The 14,656-nt window shown below is 59.3% G+C and carries 19 protein-coding genes; 7 read left to right on the top strand and 12 right to left on the bottom strand.

Features of this window, described 5'->3' with window-relative positions; translation table 11 throughout:
* Positions 1-20 precede the first annotated feature (20 nt).
* From ACI3K0_RS04580 to ACI3K0_RS04565, 4 genes are all read right to left on the bottom strand, one after another.
* Positions 21-1,289, bottom strand: a complete 1,269-nt coding sequence (locus tag ACI3K0_RS04580; RefSeq protein WP_404944983.1) for a flavin monoamine oxidase family protein — start codon at positions 1,287-1,289, stop codon at positions 21-23.
* An 83-nt stretch (positions 1,290-1,372) separates the two neighbouring features.
* Positions 1,373-1,651 (bottom strand): DUF2312 domain-containing protein, encoded by a 279-nt coding sequence (locus tag ACI3K0_RS04575; protein ID WP_112454363.1) that lies wholly within the window; start codon positions 1,649-1,651, stop codon positions 1,373-1,375.
* A gap of 93 nt (positions 1,652-1,744) precedes the next feature.
* Positions 1,745-2,053 carry a DUF1244 domain-containing protein gene (locus tag ACI3K0_RS04570; protein ID WP_206823047.1) on the bottom strand — a complete coding sequence of 103 codons (309 nt, stop codon included), beginning with the start codon at positions 2,051-2,053 and terminating at the stop codon, positions 1,745-1,747.
* A 24-nt stretch (positions 2,054-2,077) separates the two neighbouring features.
* Positions 2,078-2,872 carry an N-formylglutamate amidohydrolase gene (locus tag ACI3K0_RS04565; RefSeq protein WP_206823866.1) on the bottom strand — a complete coding sequence of 265 codons (795 nt, stop codon included), beginning with the start codon at positions 2,870-2,872 and terminating at the stop codon, positions 2,078-2,080.
* 322 nt (positions 2,873-3,194) lie between these two features.
* Between ACI3K0_RS04565 and ACI3K0_RS04560 the strand changes: the two genes are divergently transcribed.
* Entirely contained in the window at positions 3,195-3,578 is a 384-nt protein-coding gene (locus ACI3K0_RS04560; RefSeq protein ID WP_223218398.1) for a DUF1036 domain-containing protein, read from the top strand.
* Positions 3,578-5,017, top strand: coding sequence for a pyruvate kinase (gene pyk, locus ACI3K0_RS04555; protein WP_148143521.1), 1,440 nt, complete (start codon positions 3,578-3,580; stop codon positions 5,015-5,017). Before ACI3K0_RS04560 ends, pyk begins: the two co-directional genes overlap by 1 nt.
* A 123-nt stretch (positions 5,018-5,140) precedes the next feature.
* On the opposite strand, the gene ACI3K0_RS04550 is transcribed toward pyk, so the two are convergent.
* From ACI3K0_RS04550 to ACI3K0_RS04525, 6 genes are all read right to left on the bottom strand, one after another.
* The gene (locus ACI3K0_RS04550) at positions 5,141-6,181 is read right to left on the bottom strand and encodes an alpha/beta fold hydrolase (protein WP_404944982.1); all 1,041 of its coding nucleotides are present in this window, start codon (positions 6,179-6,181) and stop codon (positions 5,141-5,143) included.
* Positions 6,182-6,203: 22 nt separating this feature from the next.
* Entirely contained in the window at positions 6,204-6,836 is a 633-nt protein-coding gene (locus tag ACI3K0_RS04545) for a hypothetical protein (RefSeq protein ID WP_404944981.1), read from the bottom strand.
* A gap of 92 nt (positions 6,837-6,928) precedes the next feature.
* The gene (gene ykgO / locus ACI3K0_RS04540) at positions 6,929-7,054 is read right to left on the bottom strand and encodes a type B 50S ribosomal protein L36 (protein WP_006726873.1); all 126 of its coding nucleotides are present in this window, start codon (positions 7,052-7,054) and stop codon (positions 6,929-6,931) included.
* A 129-nt stretch (positions 7,055-7,183) separates the two neighbouring features.
* Entirely contained in the window at positions 7,184-8,263 is a 1,080-nt protein-coding gene (locus ACI3K0_RS04535; protein ID WP_404944980.1) for a 5-(carboxyamino)imidazole ribonucleotide synthase, read from the bottom strand.
* Positions 8,260-8,754, bottom strand: coding sequence for a 5-(carboxyamino)imidazole ribonucleotide mutase (gene purE, locus ACI3K0_RS04530; RefSeq protein ID WP_119941029.1), 495 nt, complete (start codon positions 8,752-8,754; stop codon positions 8,260-8,262). The genes ACI3K0_RS04535 and purE overlap by 4 nt, the downstream gene beginning before the upstream one ends.
* 10 nt (positions 8,755-8,764) lie before the next feature.
* Positions 8,765-8,968, bottom strand: a complete 204-nt coding sequence (locus ACI3K0_RS04525; RefSeq protein WP_112454343.1) for a YdcH family protein — start codon at positions 8,966-8,968, stop codon at positions 8,765-8,767.
* 229 nt (positions 8,969-9,197) lie between these two features.
* Here ACI3K0_RS04525 and ACI3K0_RS04520 point away from each other — a divergent pair, with 229 nt between their 5' ends.
* On the top strand, positions 9,198-9,374 hold the full coding sequence (locus tag ACI3K0_RS04520) for a YdcH family protein (protein ID WP_148143532.1): 177 nt from the start codon (positions 9,198-9,200) through the stop codon (positions 9,372-9,374).
* A gap of 149 nt (positions 9,375-9,523) precedes the next feature.
* Here the strand turns inward: ACI3K0_RS04520 and ACI3K0_RS04515 are convergent, their stop codons facing one another.
* Positions 9,524-10,291: a sulfite exporter TauE/SafE family protein gene (locus ACI3K0_RS04515; protein ID WP_404944979.1), complete on the bottom strand. Its 768-nt coding sequence runs from the start codon at positions 10,289-10,291 to the stop codon at positions 9,524-9,526.
* Between the two features lie 128 nt (positions 10,292-10,419).
* Here ACI3K0_RS04515 and ACI3K0_RS04510 point away from each other — a divergent pair, with 128 nt between their 5' ends.
* Together ACI3K0_RS04510 and ACI3K0_RS04505 are read left to right on the top strand one after the other, a co-directional pair.
* Positions 10,420-11,073, top strand: coding sequence for a thiamine phosphate synthase (locus ACI3K0_RS04510; protein ID WP_206823039.1), 654 nt, complete (start codon positions 10,420-10,422; stop codon positions 11,071-11,073).
* Positions 11,074-11,080: 7 nt separating this feature from the next.
* Positions 11,081-12,160, top strand: coding sequence for a tetratricopeptide repeat protein (locus ACI3K0_RS04505; RefSeq protein WP_246435700.1), 1,080 nt, complete (start codon positions 11,081-11,083; stop codon positions 12,158-12,160).
* Here the strand turns inward: ACI3K0_RS04505 and ACI3K0_RS04500 are convergent.
* Complete coding sequence (locus ACI3K0_RS04500; RefSeq protein WP_148143539.1) at positions 12,157-12,507, bottom strand: DUF1648 domain-containing protein; 351 nt, start codon at positions 12,505-12,507, stop codon at positions 12,157-12,159. The genes ACI3K0_RS04505 and ACI3K0_RS04500 overlap by 4 nt on opposite strands.
* A 182-nt stretch (positions 12,508-12,689) precedes the next feature.
* Between ACI3K0_RS04500 and ACI3K0_RS04495 the strand changes: the two genes are divergently transcribed.
* A complete protein-coding gene (locus ACI3K0_RS04495; RefSeq protein WP_148143541.1) occupies positions 12,690-13,490 on the top strand; it encodes an inositol monophosphatase family protein in 801 nt (266 codons plus the stop codon).
* A gap of 119 nt (positions 13,491-13,609) precedes the next feature.
* Positions 13,610-14,656, top strand: a complete 1,047-nt coding sequence (locus tag ACI3K0_RS04490; RefSeq protein WP_206823038.1) for a flagellar motor protein MotA — start codon at positions 13,610-13,612, stop codon at positions 14,654-14,656.

Genomic DNA, 14,656 nt, shown 5'->3' with positions numbered 1-14,656 from the left:
AGGCTTACCCGAGCTGAAGTCTATTCTCTGTCTTTCAAGATAGACTGCGCAGCCAGTTTTCCGGCGACGATCGCACCCTCGATATATCCAGGGAAAGACGGCGACAGCTCCGAACAGGCAAAATGCAGGCGCGGCAGTCCCTTGAGCAGGATCTCTTCCGCATCCGTGGCCTCAAGGTCGGTGATGACGTCGCTATAGGCACCATCGCTCCAAGCATCGTTGACCCAATCGCGAATGCAGACGGAAACCGGTTCGTGACCTTTCCCTCCCAATGCGGCGCTGAGTTCTGACGTGACGAAGTTCGCCAGCTCGGTCTGCGGTCGCTTGTGCCATTCCGAGGCCAGCGGTCCGCCAAGAAAGACGACGATGCCGAAATAATCGTCATGGCTGGCGTCGCAGGCGTAGATGCCCTGCGGATCGCTCCACATGACCGACCCGCTCAGTCCCTTGTCGCGCCAGAATGGTGTCCTGTAGCCGATCTGCAGCTTGATCGCACAACCCGGCTCCCAGGCAGAAAGTGCCCTTTCGAGTTCAGCTGGAAGCGGTGGCGATATTTCTATTCTTCGCGCCATGACGGGCGGTACGGCAATGATCACATGTCCTGCAGTGAGCGCACGTCCCTCGACATCCACTTCAACCTCATCTTCCATGATGGTGATAGAGGTGGCGGGGGCGGATAGTCTCAGTCGGTCATCGAGGCCCGCCGCTAAACGGTCGGCCAGCGCGTGCATGGTGTCACGCATGAACATCTCAAGTTCGGGATAGATATTGGTAATCCGCCGGTCGTTCGAGACGAGATAGGCAAGCGCCACGTCTTCCGGCGCGCGGCACCACAACCCCTTGATCAGTCTTCGGAAGGAGCCGGTGACGTCCGAAGGCATGTCGGTCTGGCCGTCGATCCATTGCCCCACGGTCAGACCCGAGAATGTAGGATCGGCGAGATCGATGGAGCGCATTCGCTCGCGCAACTGCTCCACGCCGTTCCAGATGGCATCACCTTGTTCGGGTGGAATGGCGGGGCGATAGGATTGTTCTCCATCGACATGAGAGAAAACGGTGCGTGCTCCGAAGCGCTGCGCCGTCTCGACCAGATGGGTCATGTCACGGCATAGGAACTGGCCGCCGGTATCGATGCGTGTCCCGTTTGGCAAATATTCCGATTCCACCCGGCCGCCGACGCGGTTGCGGGCCTCGACCACGATGACATCAAGGCCGGCCGCCATCAGGTCCGTGGCCGCGGTAAGGCCGGTAAAGCCTGCGCCGATAACGATGACGTCGTGATCTGCCATTGGAAACTCGCGCGAAGGGAGATTTGCTGCATCAGGCGCAAAAGAAAAAGCCCGCCTTCAAAGGGCGGGCTTTGAAAAGCGGATCAGGCGGCTTCTTCCTCGTCGGTGCCGGCGCCCGGGATCATGCCGAGGGCGCTGAGGTAGGTGTCGAGGATCAGGTCCTCTTCCATGCGCTCCTGGTCATCCTTCTTGCGAAGGGCGATGACCTTTTTCATGATCTTGGTGTCGTAGCCCATCGACTTCGCTTCGCCATAGACGTCCTTGATGTCGTCTGCGATCGTCTTCTTTTCTTCTTCAAGTCGTTCAATGCGCTCTACAAAAGCGCGGAGCTGGTCGCGGGCGACGCCATGAGCATCAGACATCGGTGTCTCCTGATAATGGAAATCTCTATTGGATAGTGGTCAAGTGCCGAAAAGCAGGCGCAAGGTCAAGCCTAATCAATCGCCAATGCCAATTCAGCCATGCGGCGGCTTGTTGATCTCGAATGCGGCTTTTTGAGCGTCGCTTGCTTCCATCTGGTGAAGGTTCTTCCAGTCTTCATAAGGCATGCCGTAGACGATCTCGCGGGAAGCCTCTTTTGAAAGGTCCAGTCCTGCCTCGGTCGCTGCATCGCGATACCAGTTGGACAGACAGTTCCGGCAAAAGCCTGCCAGATTCATCATGTCGATATTCTGGACGTCGCTCCGTTCACGCAGATGCTGGACGAGCCGGCGAAATGCCGCCGCTTCAAGCTCGGTTTGTTGTTGTTTGCTGAGTTCGGTCATGGGAACGTCTCCTGACTGCTCTCGTCACACGGCGGGGTAGGGGCCGGTACGCGACGGGAAAATCCTGTATTCATGCAATTTGGGGTCTGCGTTGAGCGAGGTAAAGATCGGCGCAAGCCTTGCCGCCCAGGCATCCATGCCTGCATCATCGCCGATCAGGTCCTGCCTCACTTCCAGAAGCGTGTGCGGAATGCCGGGGATCATGCAGTGGCGATACATCGTGTCGCCCTTCAAGGCGCCATCATAAGGCTCGTTGTCGCCGATAACGATATCGCCCGGTTCGCGAAGTTTTGACAGAAGTGGCAAGACTGCCCTGTCGTCGCTGTCCCATAACACTGCTGCATGCCAGGGCCTTGCGAAATCCTTCCAGTAGGGAGTGAAGGAATGTATTGAAAGCACCAGAGGCGCCCGGCCGGATGTCGAGGCCTTGGCTATCGTCTGTTCGACGGCGCGGTGATAAGGCCGGTGGTAGGTGTCGAGGCGGGTTTGCCATTCTTCATCGGTAATGGGGTGATTGCCGGGAATGATCGCGCCGTCGGAAATCTTCATGATCAGGGTCGGATCGTCCTCGCCACGGTTCGGATCGATCAATAGGCGCGAGAAGCAACCGAGCACTGCCGGCACGCCGAGCATGGCGGCAAGCCTGCGTGTCAGGCCCTCGACGCCGATATCGAAAGCGATGTGCCTGAGAAAGGCGCTGTCGGGTAGGCCAAGACTGCCATATTTCGAAGGAAGGCGGTTCATGGCGTGATCTGCGAGAAGCACCATGCCTGTGTCATAGTTGCCGTCTATGATTTCGAACGATTGGAAATTCTGCATGCTCACGTACATTTCAAACGATTATGTTGTGAGTTTGGTGATCGCATGACAGCCGTTTTGGCGCAAGAGAGGCGGCCTGTGCTTGTCAAAAAGCAAGCCCGTGCAGGGGGATGAAACAAATTTAAGCAAGCGTAGCGGCAGGGCGACGCAATCAACCACAGCTTCGTTGACTTTCTGCCCGTTGCGCGCGAGAAAGTGCCTCCACGATAACCATGGAGACCTGACGGAAACCGTGCCGATAAAATCGATTAAAATCTATCTTCGTTCGCTCCTTTCCGTTCCGGCGGGTGCTTTTGCTGTTTGCGCAAGCGCACCGCTTCTCATGGCTTCTCCGGCTCATGCTGATTTTCGTGTCTGTAATGGCACGCAGAATCTTGTCGGGGTGGCAATCGGTTATCGTGCCCAGGATGGTTGGAATACCGAAGGTTGGTGGCAGGTTCCTGCTTCTACCTGCGCTACTCTGATCGAAGGGGAACTGCAGTCACGATACTATTATCTTTATGCCGAGGATGCCGCCCGCGGAGGGCGGTGGACCGGAAATATCAATATGTGCGTCGCCGAGAATGAATTCAAAATTGTCGGCGTCAATGATTGTTTCACCCGTGGCCACCAGCGCATGGGTTTCAAAGAGTATGATACGGGTCGTCAGGGAAGCTGGATGGTCCAGCTGTCCGACACGCCCGGTACGCAAGAAGGCCAGAATTGATGAGGCGTAACCGCAAAGTAAAGATCCTTGCCACGCTCGGTCCGGCATCGTCGGAAGAGGCAATGATCCAGAAGCTCCACGAAGCAGGCGCTGACCTCTTCCGTATCAACATGAGCCATGCCAGCCATGAAATGATGCGTACCCTGATCGAGCGCATCCGCTCGGTCGAGAAGAAGTCGGGTCGCCCGATCGGTATTCTCTGTGACTTGCAGGGACCGAAGCTTCGCGTCGGCAAATTTGCCAACACCAAAGTAACACTGACCCCGGGTCAGACATTCACGCTCGACAACAATGAAGCGCCGGGTGACGAAAACCGCGTCTACCTTCCGCATCCGGAAATCCTCGAAGCGGTCAAGGCCGGCGATCGCCTGCTGATCGACGATGGCAAGCTGGCTCTGAAGGCTGTCGAAGCCGACGGCAAGAAGATCGTCTGCACCGTTGTTGCCGGCACCAGCATTTCCGACCGCAAGGGCGTCAGCCTGCCCGACACGATCCTGACCGTCGGCGTTCTGACCGACAAGGACCGCGCCGACCTCGATGCCGTTCTTGCCACCGAAGATGCCGACTGGGTTGCGCTGTCCTTCGTGCAGCGTCCGGAAGACCTGGCGGAAGTCCGCAAGATTGCTCGCGGCCGTGTCGGCATCATGTCGAAGATCGAAAAGCCGCAGGCTATCGAACGCATCGACGAGATCATCGAGCTTTCCGACGCCGTCATGGTTGCCCGTGGTGACCTTGGTGTTGAAATGCCGATCGAAATGGTTCCCGGTATCCAGAAGCAGCTGACTCGCGCCTGCCGCCGTGCAGGCAAGCCGGTCGTGGTTGCCACCCAGATGCTGGAATCGATGATCACGGCTCCGGTTCCGACCCGCGCGGAAGTCTCCGACGTGTCGATCGCCGTCTTCGAAGGCGCCGATGCCGTCATGCTGTCGGCCGAATCCGCTTCCGGTCAGTATCCGGTCGAAGCTGTCTCGATGATGGCGTCCATCGCCCGTCAGGTCGAGCAGGATCCGCTTTATCCGAGCATCATTTACGCACAGCGCGCAACGCCGGAAGCCACTGGCTCCGACGCGATCTCGCTTGCTGCACGCCAGATTGCCGAAACGCTCAAGGCTGCCGCGATCGTCACCTACACCCAGTCCGGCACGACCGGTCTGCGCGCCTCGCGCGAGCGTCCGAATGTTCCGATCCTGGCGCTGTCCCCGAATGTCAAGACGGCCCGCCGCCTTGCTGTCTGCTGGGGCCTGCACTGCGTCGTAACCGAGGATGCAAGCGATCTGGAAGACATGGTGAACCGCGCTGCGCGCATCACCGTTTCGGAAGAGTTCGGCAAGCCCGGCGACCGCGTCATCATCTCGGCCGGCGTTCCGCTCGGCACGCCCGGTTCGACGAACATGCTGCGTATCGCTTATATCGGCGCTGACGGCCAGACCGGCGCATAATCGGCTGACACAATTTGCAATTACCAGACGGCCGGAGCGATCCGGCCGTTTGTCGTTTTGCAATGGGCGTGGAGCAGCAAAGGCGGTCTGTAAGCGCAATCAGTGCGCCAGAGCGGTGACGCTTCACTTTCTTTCGATCGCCATTCCCAATGTTGTCTCGCTCGTAGTTCCCGACTGGGTCAGCCGCGCCTCAGCCATGCGTGCCAATGCCTGCAAGTCGCGGTCCATGCCTGCGATCTTTTCCATTGCGGCGATTGCCACGTCGGGCACCACATAGTCCGGCTTGTGGCCGAGGCCATGGATCTTCACCAGTTCGGAACCGGCTATATCACGCGCAAGCCCTTGGGAATGGATCTCTTCGAGCACGATCGGGTCGCTGTCGCCGGTGATGACAATGGTTGGTGCCGTAATCTCTTTATAACGTGGTGAGATGCGCGTGACATAGTCGTGCAGATTGGCGACGTCGACCGCGTTGTTGCGGAAGTTTTCAGGCCTCAGCACCAGTGCGGGTGCGCCCTTCTCGACATAGCGGTCACGACGGAGGTTGGGGCTGAAGACGGACCTCGTTGCGCCATCCAGCAGAACAAGGCCTGCGGGCAGGCTGATGAGGCGGGTGAACCAGAAGCCCAGATAGGGAGCGGCCGAAATCCTGTAGTACCAGTCCACGCCGCCAGGCCAGGGATGGGTTGCCGGTGCGAGAAACAGCAATCCGGCCGTCTTTTCGGGATGGAAGACGGCAAAGCTTGCAGTAATCGCCCCGCCGAAGGAGTGGCCGACGATGATGGCGCGCTCCATGCCCTTCATATCCATCACGCGGCTGATGGCTACCGCCTGTCCGTCCGGAAAGCCGTTCTCGGGCCTTCCGCGCTCCGAATAGCCATGTCCAGGCCTGTCGATGAAGAGAAGCTCCGCACGGCCTTCCAGGAGCTTGCGGAAGGCCGTTTCCTGGTCCCGCAGGTTGCCGCTTGCTCCATGGATGAAGACGATCGGGGGCAGGGCGGGATTTGGCGGTGCAGGAATGTGCAGGGCGTTGATCCTGTAGCCGCCGACATCGATCAGTTCGCCATGGCGCGGAAACTGCCGCTCAATCTGGCGGCTTTTCCACGCGGTAAAGCTGAAGGCCGCGGCGACAAGAATGGCTACAAGGGCAAGCGGCAGAATCATTGGAGAATAACCTGGGAAAGGCTCAAGTTCTGTTCCCGGCGATCTTTTCCGAGAGTTTCGAGACGGCTTCCTGTGCCTTCCGATCTGCTGGATAGACGTTGAGATAGCGCTCCCAGGCCTTCAGCGCCATATCGTCATCGCCGGCTTCCGTCAGTATTCCCGCTAAGCCGGCAAGAGCGCCGAAGTGGCGCGGTTCACGCTTCAAGACTTCGGCAATATCGGCCATCGCCTTGCGCTGATCCCCCATCGTGTAGTGAAGTGTAGCACGCCTGTTCCAGCCCTCCGTGAAAGCAGGATCGAGAAGGGTTACACGGTCGAGGAAGTCCAGCGCGGCGGCGTTCTTCTTTTCCTTGATGGCGTCTTCGGACCACTGCATCAGAAGGTTGACCGTGGCGCTGCCGGAATCGTTCATCTCGGCAATGACCTGGCTGGCAATACCCTTGGCCTTTTCAGGATCGCGCTCGCGTTTCAGCACCTCGAACAATGTGTCGAGCGGTTTTGCAGCTGCGGTCGTGGGGGCGGCTGATTCTGCTGCGGGGGTGGCCGGTTGCGGAACGGCTTGTGCAGGAGGGGCGGCTTGAGGCGCCTGTGCATGAGCAACAGGGGCGAGAGCGGCCAAAGCCAGAATAGGTGTGCTCAAAAGCAAATAGCGCATCCGGATAAGTTAATCCGGATGCGCCGAAGGTCAAAGCCGAATTGTCGCGCTATCGACAATTTGATTGCCGGCGAGAAACTCGCCTGCAGCAATCAGCCCTGGCGGGCCTTGAAGCGCGGGTTCTGCTTGTTGATGATGTAGATGCGGCCCTTACGGCGAACCAGACGGTTGTCGCGGTGACGAGCCTTCAGCGCCTTAAGCGAGTTCTTGATCTTCATTGTACTGGTCCAGCAGTCTGTGGGCTCATAGAGCCGCTTGTCTCTAACAATCGAAAGCGCGCCGCCTAGTCCCTAGAGATAGGGGCGCGCCTCAGGTTGGGGTGCAGATAACCCGAGGCTTTCTCCATGTCAACCTTGTGACGAGGTTTTCCGGCCTTTCAATTCGGTGACATGGCCCATTTTACGGCCCGGACGGGCTTCCGTCTTGCCGTAAAGATGGACAAGCACATCCTTGGTTGCCAGCCATTGCGGCAGCGTCAGAATGTCGTCGCCGATCAGGTTGGTCATCACGCAATCGGAATGCCTGTCCGGGTCACCGAGCCCAAGACCGGCAACCGCGCGCATATGCTGCTCGAACTGCGAGATGACGCAGGCAGCCTCCGTCCAGTGGCCGGAATTGTGGACGCGCGGGGCAATCTCGTTGGCTATCAGCGTGCCATCGGCCATGGCGAAGAATTCCATGCCGATAACGCCGACGTAACCGAGCGCTGCGAGCAGCTTTTCGGCCGCAGCACGGGCGGTTGCCGCTGTCTCGGCCGGGATGTTTGCCGGCAGGGTCGACGTATGCAGTATGCCGTTGCGGTGGACATTCTCTGCCGGGTCGTAGCACCGAATCGTGCCGTCCTTGGCACGGGCGGCGATGATCGAGATCTCGCGCTCGAATGGAACGAAGCTTTCGAGAATCAGGGGCACGGAACCGAGCGCTTCATACGCGCCTGCGGGTGAGTCGTTGGCTGAGCGGAAAACGCGCTGGCCCTTGCCGTCGTAACCCATGCGACAGGTCTTCAGCACGCCCTTGCCACCGAAGTCGACCAAAGCTGCTTCGAGCTCCTGCTGGCTGTTGACCGCATGGAAACGGGCCGTCTCGATGCCGCAGTCGTTGAGGAAGTGCTTTTCCGTCAGTCGGTCCTGCGCGACTTCAAGTGCCTTGGATGGCGGGTAGACGGGAACCGAGCGCTCCAGCGTCTGGGCGGCCGAAACCGGCACGTTCTCGAATTCGTAGGTGACGATATCGCAGCGTCTGGCCAGTTCCGCGAGAGCGGCAGGATCATCATAGGCTGCGGTGATCTGCTCGTTGGCGACCTGAGCTGCGGGACAATCGGCCTGCGGTTCCAGAATGATGATGGTGAGGTTCAGCCTTGCGGCTGCCATTGCAAGCATGCGGCCGAGCTGGCCGCCGCCGATAATGCCGATCGTCTGCGCCTTCATGCTTCGTCCATCGGGTATTCGGCTACTGCGGCACTCTGGCGGGCGCGCCATTCGTCCAGGCGATAGGCGATGTCCTCGTCGGAGAGGGCAAGCACGGCCGCTGCAAGCAGGGCCGCATTGACCGCACCGGCGCGACCGATGGCGAGCGTGCCGACGGGAATGCCGGCCGGCATCTGGACGATCGACAGAAGGCTGTCCTGGCCGGAAAGCGCCTTGGACTGGACCGGAACGCCGAAGACCGGCAGCGGCGTCATCGAGGCGGCCATGCCGGGCAAGTGGGCAGCGCCGCCGGCACCGGCGATGATGACCTGAAAGCCCTCGTCACGCGCGCCCTTGGCGAAATTGAACAGGCGTTCGGGCGTCCGGTGTGCCGAAATGATGCGTGCCTCGTAGTCGATTTCGAGGGCATCGAGGGTTTCGGCGGCGTTCTTCATGGTCTCCCAGTCAGACTGGCTTCCCATGATGATGGCGACGGGCGGTGTCTCGGCCATTTGAGCGTTCCTAGGCAATTATGTCGGGCAGGATCTGATCTTCGATCTGGGTCATCTTGTCTTTTATGGCGAGCTTTTTCTTCTTCATGCGCTGCACGCGCAACGCATCGCAGCCCACCTTTATCATGGCGTTGATCGCGGCGTCGTAGTCTTCATGCTCCTGCCGGAGCTTTGCCAGCGCCAGCCGGTTGTCCGCCTGTTCCTGATCGGCCATGTCTTAAAGTCCCCATATCGATCCGGGCTTGTGACCCGGCCCAGCTTAATGCGCAAGCTCCTATCACCAAACCGCGTTAACGGGAAGTTCGCCAACGTCACGAATTTGCCGCGCTCTTGTCACGAAAACACCTTCGACAAACAGCTCAGATCGTGTCACACTTCCGTCGTAAACCTGAAGCTTCGGCCGATGGAGTGGCCGGAGCAGGCAATAGGGAAGGACATGCCACATGACCATCCAGGCTCATATAGCATCGCTTGAAAAGAAGCACGGCGATCTCGAGGAGGAGCTCCAGGCGATTCTTTCGTCTCCTTCATCTGACGATCGGGAAATCGCCGATCTGAAGCGTCGTAAGCTGCGTATCAAAGACCAAATGCAGCGCCTCAAGGCGTCTACACGCCACTAAGGCAAGCTAATAGAGCCATAGCCGCGGATCTCGATTTGGATATGATCCGATAGCGGCGCAAAACCCAATTTTCAGTTCTGGTCGTGGTTCATGCGGGCTGCGGCCAGAATTGTTTCCGGAGCCTGGTTTTATCCCCAATCCGGGCCTGTTCAGAACGGGAGGCCATCCCATAGCAGCTTGAGGCCGGCAAGAAAGGCGAGGCCATAGGTCATCGGGTAAAAGGTTTCGGCCTTGAGATGCTTGACGACGGCCGCTCCCATTATTGTCGAGACGAGTGCTACAGGCAGAAGCGTTGCCGACAGGGTCAGGTTCTGCGTATCCAACGCACCCAGAAAGAAATAGGGTATCACCTTCACCGCATTGACGATGGCGAAGAAGCGGATGCTCGCGCCGGTGTAGTTTTTCGGATCAAGCTGCATCGGCAGGACATAGATTTGGAACGGCGGGCCCCCGGCATGGGCAACAAAGCTGGCGTAACCCGAAAGCGATCCCCAGAATGTTGCGGCGACCGGGCGATGCGGGAGAGGGGCAACGATTTCGCCCCGGCGCCCATAGACCTGCCAGAAATAGCGGGCGGCGAACAGAATGGTCGCGGAAGCGATCACCACTTTCAGCGCATTGTCGGAGACATAGGCCGACGTCGCCCAACCGAGGGCGATGCCGATCACACCGCCGGGCATGATCATCAGCAGTGTTTTCGGGTCATTGTATTTGCGCCAGGACCACAGCGCGACAGCATCCATCAGAATAAGGATCGGCAGGAAAATTGCGGCTGCCTGGACCGGCTCGACCGCAAGCGACATGATCGGTACGCCCATCAAGCCGATCGCGCCGCCGATGCCGCCTTTCGACAGACCGACAAGCATGACTGCCGGAACTGCGGCGAGGAAGAACGACAGGCTGGGAAAATCTATCATCGGCGGTTACTGTCGAGGGTGTTGATCCTGCAATCCGTCCGGTCTATCGAATTGTCCGAATAAAACCAGAGCGGAACGTGCTGAAGCGGTACGTCTTCGCTTCAAGGCGAGAATGATCGGATAAGAACATGACAGAACCGGACAACCGCTGCCGCATCGTGCTGATCGTACCGGATGATGCCGATGCCGATCACCAGGCCAAACTTCTAACGGAGGCCATGTCGGGTGGCGATGTCGCATCGGTCATCCTCCCGCAATACGGGCTGGACGATCAGGCATTCCAGAAGCGGGCGGAAGTGCTGGTGCAGATCATCCAGAATGCCGGAGCCGCCGCCATCATTTCCGGTGACAGCCGGGTTGCCGGTCGCGCCAAGGCCGATGGTCTTCACATGTCGGGTTCGCTCGAGGAATTGGGTGAGGCGATCGAGAAGTTCACGCCGAAGATGATTGTCGGAGCCGGCGGTGCGGCGGAACGGCATACTGCGCTCGAGATTGGCGAATTGAGGCCGGACTATATTTTCTTCGGCCGTTTCGATGGCGACATCAAGCCGGAAGCTCATCCGAAGAACGTTGCGCTTGCTGAGTGGTGGGCGTCGATGATCGAGATCCCCTGCATCACTATGGGCGGCAACGATGCCGAATCGGTTGTCGCCGTCGCCGAGAGCGGAGCCGAATTCGTGGCGTTGCGCGATGCCGTTTTTGCCAGTGGTGATGGCCCCGCTGCAGCCGTTGCCAAGGCCAATGCGTTGCTGGACGAAAAAGCGCCACGGTTTGAGGGTTGATGGTCGCATGCCATCGACGAAAAAACTGTATCGCAATCCGGTCAAAGTCTTCACTGCACTGCTCGTTTCTGTGGCTGCGGTCACATCTGTGCATGCCCAGTCCAATCAGGCGGTGACCCGGCCGGTCGGGCCGGAAGCAGGCAAGATGGAGCGGCAGCAGCAGCCTGATGGCTTGGTGCCGTCGGGCGGCGTCGAGCTTTACAGGCGAATGGGTGCTGCATTGCCAGCGCCACCTGAGGAAAAAACTTATAGCGGCAAGGTCGATGAGGCTTATGGCGCCTATCAGCGCGGCATGTATGTCGAGGCGATGAAGCTTGCGCTTGAACGGGCGCAGCAGGGCGATGCAGCGGCGCAGACATTGGTTGCAGAGATGATGACGAAGGGGCAGGGGATCGCGCGCGACCCCAAGGGCGCTGCCTTCTGGTATGGTCAGGCCGCCGAAGGAGGCGATGCCGCAGCAATGTTCCAGTATGCGCTGCTGTTGATGACGGGACGCGATGTTCCGGCCGATAAAAAGAAGGCCGATGATTTCATGCGTCGCGCGGCGGAAGCCGGGAATTCGGCGGCCCAGTTCAACTGGGGCCAGATCCTTATTTCCGACAATCCCGGCGAAAAGGGAATGCAGCTGGCACTGCCGTTTTATGAAAAATCCGCCAGCCAGGGCGTAGCCGATGCGCAATATGCCGTGGCCCAGCTCTACATGGCGCTTCGCGAAGTTGCACCGACCAAGAAGGCGCAGGCGCGTGACTGGATGCTGCGTTCCGCCAAGGCGGGTTATGACACCGCCCAGCTGGACATGGGCATCTGGTATGTAAACGGCGTCGGCGGCGAGCGTGACTACGACAAGGGGTTCGAGTGGTTGAGGATTGCCGCGATGCGCGGCAATGTGGTCGCCCAGAACAAGCTTGCCTATCTCTATATCAATGCGCTCGGCACGCGACCCAACCCCGTGGAAGCCGCCAAGTGGTACGTGCTCTCCCGGCGCGCCGGCCTGCAGGATGCCGGGCTTGAGGATTTCTATCTCGGCATTAACGAAGACCAGCAGAAGCAGGCGATCGATGCCGCCAACAAGTTCCGGCGGAATTAGCCCTGTAGCGCCTGTAATGCAAAGAGCGCGCCGCGGATGATGAAGCCGTGGGCCACGGCCAGCGCCAGAATAACAAACAGCCAGATGGCGGTGTAGAGACCGGGGCGATCAAGCGCCTTGGGATTGATGGACGGCGACACGACAAAGACGGCGACCGCAAACAGCATCGCGCCGGGCAGCAGGAAAAGAGCGATCGTCGGGCGCGCGAAATTATCCGGATTTCCGGAGAAGTCGAAGTGGATCGGCAGCATAGTCTCGGCCGGCAATGCGGCCCATAGGCCCAGCGACAAAAAGGTCATGGTGATGAGCATGCCGAGGCTGATAAAAAGAGGGATGGGCATGCGCATGGGGCTGTCTCCTGTATGAGGTCTGCCCTCCTTTCGCAGGCTGGGCCGCGAATGACAACACTGCCGTGCGACCGCATGACTTGAATTTACCGGCAATTTGTGGTCTTGAAGCCGCCCAATCAACAAAATCAGTATCGCCCGCTCTCCCGGTCATCCGGATTCCGGGGCTCAAGGATTCCGAAATGGCCCGTTCAGCGCTTCTCAATGTCATGGTGCAGGCTGCCTTGAAGGCAGGCAAATCGCTTACCAGAGATTTTGGTGAGGTGCAGAATCTGCAGGTTTCCGTAAAGGGACCGAGCGACTTCGTTTCGCAGGCCGACCTGAAAGCTGAAAAGATCGTCCGTGACGAGCTGATGAAGGCTCGCCCGACCTATGGCTTCCTCGGTGAAGAGGGTGGCGAAGAAAAGGGCACCGACGGTGCGCATCGCTGGATCGTCGATCCGCTCGATGGCACGACCAACTTCCTCCACGGCATTCCGCAGTTTGCAGTCTCGATCGCGCTCGAGCGCAATGGCGAGATCGTTGCCGGTGTCGTGTTCAATCCGGCAGTGGATGAACTCTATACGGCGGAAAAGGGCGGCGGTGCGTTCCTCAACGACCGCCGTATCCGTGTCGCTGCCCGTCGGGTGCTGTCCGATTGCGTCATCGGCTGCGGCATTCCGCATCTGGGCCGTGGCAACCACGGCAAGTTCCTCGTCGAACTGCGTCATGTCATGGGTGAAGTCGCAGGCGTTCGCCGTGCGGGTGCGGCGGCTCTCGATCTTGCTTATGTCGCTGCCGGTCGTCTTGACGGTTTTTGGGAAGCCGAGCTTTCTCCGTGGGATATGGCTGCCGGCCTGCTGCTCATTCGCGAAGCCGGCGGCTTCGTTTCCGACATGAAGGGCGCGCAGAACATGTTCGAGGCCCGCAATGTGATCGCTGGCAACGAACTGATCCGTAATGCACTGGTCGAAGTCGTCAATCGTCCGGTGCCGAGCCGCTGAGGCAATAGGGAATTCAGTGCGCGCTATTGGATAGCGCACTGTTTTCCAATGCTTGCGCACTTCAATTCGTCGCAATTTTACACTAGCCTCCGCTCAATTTAGCGGAGTCGAGGCGTATTATGGCGAATGCGACAGTGGATGATCTGGACGAGTCGGAAACCGGCCGCGGCGGCTATAAACACAAGCTCTCCAATCCTGCGTCGTTCCTCTGGACGATGCTCATTTTTCTCGCGCTTGTCGGCTTCGTCGCGTCGATCCTCTACCGACAGGCGGCGCACGCGTTCCAGACCAATCCGGGCCTGAACGGGCTGATCCTCGGCGTTCTGGCAATCGGTATCCTGCTCGTCTTCGTGCAGGTGATCAGTCTTGCGCGGGAAGTCGGCTGGTTCAATTCCTTCCGGGCCGCCGGCGGCAATGCCGACAAGGTGGGCCGCGAACCGCGCCTGCTCGCCCCGATGCGCACCCTGATCGGTCGCCGCCGCAAGGTGGCGCTATCGACTGTCGCCTATCGCTCCATCCTCGATTCGATCGGCACGCGACTGGACGAATCGCGCGATACTTCGCGCTATCTCATAGGCCTTCTGGTTTTCCTCGGCCTGCTTGGCACGTTCTGGGGTCTGATCGAAACGATCGGTTCGATCAGCGACGTCATCGGTGCGCTTGATCCGTCGTCGGGCGGCTCGAACGACATTCTGAGCGCAATCAAGAGCGGGCTGGCCCAGCCGCTCGCCGGCATGGGCACGGCGTTTTCGTCCTCGCTGCTCGGCCTTTCCGGTTCGCTGATTCTAGGCTTTCTCGATCTGCAGGCCGGCCGCGCACAGAACCGCTTCTATACGGAACTCGAAAACTGGCTCTCTTCGGTAACCGACGTTGGTTACGACGGGCCGATCGCCAATGGCGATAACGGCGCCGCAGACGAGTTGAAGGCTCTGACCGCTGAATTGCGCAAGCTTGCCGCCGTCCAGGCCAAGGCCGGGCGTGACGGTGCCGAGAGCGAGCGTTCGATGGCTGCCATGGCCAATCTGGCGGAAGGTATTCAGGGGCTCGTGAAGAACATGCGCAACGAGCAGCAGATGCTGCGTGACTGGATCGAGGCGCAGCAGGAAGAATCCAAGGCGATGCGCCGCACGCTTGACCGGCTTTCCGACAAGATCGGGGGGAAATAA

Source organism: Rhizobium sp. ZW T2_16, assembly GCF_044987325.1.
Taxonomy (GTDB): domain Bacteria; phylum Pseudomonadota; class Alphaproteobacteria; order Rhizobiales; family Rhizobiaceae; genus Neorhizobium; species Neorhizobium cellulosilyticum.
Note: the sequence above shows the minus strand (reverse complement) of the source record. Positions and strands in the feature narration are given on the sequence as shown.